A 2,871-nucleotide genomic window follows, 5' to 3' on the forward strand; every position below is an offset into this window, starting at 1 on the left:
CGTAGGCGCTCGCCAACGTCGCATGCCCACACAGCGGCACTTCGGTGGTCGGAGTGAACCAGCGGATGTGCCACGCCGCGCCTTCGCGCACCACGAAGGCGGTTTCCGCCAGATTGTGTTCGGCGGCGATCTTTTGCATCAGCTCATCCGCAAGCCATGCGTCGAGCCGATAAACCATTGCCGGATTGCCACTGAACGGCCGATCACTGAACGCGTCGACCTGATGAAACTCAAGCTGCATAACCTTCTCCGTAAGTCCGTGGGCAGAGCATGCGGCGCGGGCCAAATCATTGCCAGAGACAGAACCGGCCAATTTTCCTCATACAGAAATGAGTGCTACGCGCGACCGATGTCGGCGAACGTGGCTTGGGTGTGTTCGGCCAGCACTGCGGGCGCCAACTCGACTTCCAGGCCGCGTCGGCCGGCACTGACATAAATAGTCGCAAAGCCCTGAGCCGAGTTGTCGATGAACGTGCGCAGACGTTTTTTCTGCCCCAGCGGGCTGATGCCGCCCAACAGGTAACCGGTGGAACGCTGTGCCGCAGCCGGGTCAGCCATTTCGACTTTCTTCACGCCCGCCGCGTGCGCCAGCCCCTTGAGGTCAAGGCTTCCGACGACCGGCACCACCGCCACCAGCAATTCACTTTTTTCACTGGCGGCCAGCAGCGTCTTGAACACCTGCGCCGGCTCCAGCGCCAGTTTTTCTGCGGCCTCCAGCCCATAGGAGGCGGCCTTCGGGTCATGTTCGTAACTGTGCACGCGATGTTCGGCACGAACTTTTTTCAACAAGTCCAACGCAGGGGTCATGGCAGCTCCAGGCTCGGCATCAAGAGAAAAAACCTGCGCCGGATTCTAGGCCATTGCATCGCAAAAGGCTCTAGCGCAAGCCCCGTTTTCCGGGCATTGCAGGCTAATCGATGGTCTAGCACCGCGCTTGCGGGAAGGATCATTCAGCAGGCTGATAGTTTTATTGTGACCGACGGTTCACTTTCGACCTTTGACAGGTTTGTTTCTTGTCTATATTTTTTCGAATCTGAATAATGTAAGAATTATCGACATCGCAGCACCCAGCAGTACACCGGGAACAGGATGGGGATCCTGCCCCGGGGAAAATCGCGCTCTGCCCTGACGGCAAACGCGCCAGACAACAACAAAAACCGAGGTTTTCAATGACAACTGCTTTACCGCAACCATCGCTATCGGGCCAATGCCTGGCCGAATTTCTGGGTACTGCACTGCTGATCTTTTTCGGCACCGGGTGTGTCGCCGCGCTCAAGGTCGCTGGCGCCAGCTTCGGCCTGTGGGAAATCAGCATCATCTGGGGCGTCGGCGTGAGCATGGCGATCTACCTCACCGCCGGGGTTTCCGGCGCGCATCTGAACCCCGCTGTCAGCATTGCCCTGAGCATTTTCGCTGACTTCGAAAAGCGCAAACTGCCGTTCTATATCCTGTCGCAGATCGCCGGCGCCTTCTGCGGCGCGCTGTTGGTCTATACGCTGTACAGCAACCTGTTCTTCGATTACGAACAAACTCACCAAATGGTTCGCGGTTCGGCTGCGAGCCTGGAACTGGCGTCGGTGTTCTCCACTTTCCCCAATCCGGTGCTGTCCACCGCCCAGGCGTTCCTGGTCGAGATGATCATCACCGCGATCCTGATGGGCGTGATCATGTCCCTGACCGATGACAACAACGGCCTGCCGAAAGGCCCGTTGGCGCCGCTGCTGATCGGCTTGCTGATCGCCGTGATCGGCAGTTCGATGGGCCCGCTGACCGGTTTTGCGATGAACCCGGCCCGTGACTTCGGCCCGAAACTGATGACTTTCTTCGCCGGCTGGGGTGAAATTTCCTTCACCGGCGCACGTGAAATCCCGTACTTCCTGATTCCGATTTTTGCACCGATTGTCGGTGCCTGCCTCGGCGCTGCCGGGTATCGCGGGCTCATCGCCCGTCACCTGACCGGCGCCACACCTGCTACAAAGGATGCAGAACCGGCCATTGACGGCAAACCAAGAACTTCTTGAAACAGTCGGCGCGGGCTCCTGCCCATTTCGAGCCCGCGCCACGGCCCACTCTCCCTTATTTCGTCCAAGGCAATCGACATGACCGACATTCAGAATAAGAACTACATCATTGCCCTCGATCAGGGTACGACCAGTTCCCGCGCGATCATTTTCGACCGCGATGCGAACGTGGTCTGCACCGCCCAGCGCGAATTCGCCCAGCATTACCCACAGGCCGGTTGGGTCGAACATGACCCGATGGAAATATTCGCCACCCAGAGCGCGGTGATGGTTGAAGCGCTGGCCCAGGCCGGCCTGCATCACGATCAGGTCGCCGCCATCGGCATCACCAACCAGCGTGAAACCACCGTGGTCTGGGACAAGACCACTGGCCGCCCGGTGTACAACGCCATCGTCTGGCAGTGCCGCCGTAGCACCGAGATCTGCCAGCAGCTCAAGCGCGATGGCCACGAAGAATACATTCGTGACAACACCGGCCTGGTCACCGACCCGTACTTCTCCGGCACCAAGCTCAAATGGATCCTCGACAACGTCGAAGGCAGCCGCGAGCGTGCGCGCAATGGCGAACTGCTGTTCGGCACCGTCGATAGCTGGCTGATCTGGAAATTCACCGGCGGCAAGGTGCACGTCACCGACTACACCAACGCCTCGCGCACCATGCTCTTCAACATCCATTCGCTGGAATGGGATTCGAAGATGCTGGAGATCCTCGACATCCCGCGCGAGATGCTCCCGGAAGTCAAAGCGTCGTCGGAAATCTACGGTCGTACCAAGAGCGGCATCGCCATCGGCGGTATCGCTGGCGACCAGCAGGCTGCGCTGTTCGGCCAGATGTGCGTCGAGCCAGGCC

At 59.3% G+C, this 2,871-nt stretch carries 4 protein-coding genes; 2 read left to right on the forward strand and 2 right to left on the reverse strand.

The window, feature by feature from the left end; translation table 11 throughout:
* Window positions 1-241 (reverse strand): PhzF family phenazine biosynthesis protein (locus tag DBR18_RS24825; protein WP_146188793.1); only part of this gene is annotated, 241 nt, incomplete at its 3' end.
* Window positions 242-336: 95 nt separating this feature from the next.
* Window positions 337-807: a Cys-tRNA(Pro) deacylase gene (ybaK, locus tag DBR18_RS24830; RefSeq protein ID WP_108592298.1), complete on the reverse strand. Its 471-nt coding sequence runs from the start codon at window positions 805-807 to the stop codon at window positions 337-339.
* Window positions 808-1,169: 362 nt separating this feature from the next.
* Between ybaK and DBR18_RS24835 the strand changes: the two genes are divergently transcribed.
* Both DBR18_RS24835 and DBR18_RS29890 read left to right on the forward strand, forming a co-directional pair.
* Complete coding sequence (locus tag DBR18_RS24835; protein WP_108592299.1) at window positions 1,170-2,021, forward strand: MIP/aquaporin family protein; 852 nt, start codon at window positions 1,170-1,172, stop codon at window positions 2,019-2,021.
* Between the two features lie 78 nt (window positions 2,022-2,099).
* The coding region (locus DBR18_RS29890; RefSeq protein WP_256588938.1) for an FGGY family carbohydrate kinase at window positions 2,100-2,871 on the forward strand (772 nt) is incomplete at its 3' end.

Origin of the sequence: Pseudomonas sp. HMWF021, from assembly GCF_003061005.1 — a bacterium.
In the GTDB taxonomy this organism is placed as follows: domain Bacteria; phylum Pseudomonadota; class Gammaproteobacteria; order Pseudomonadales; family Pseudomonadaceae; genus Aquipseudomonas.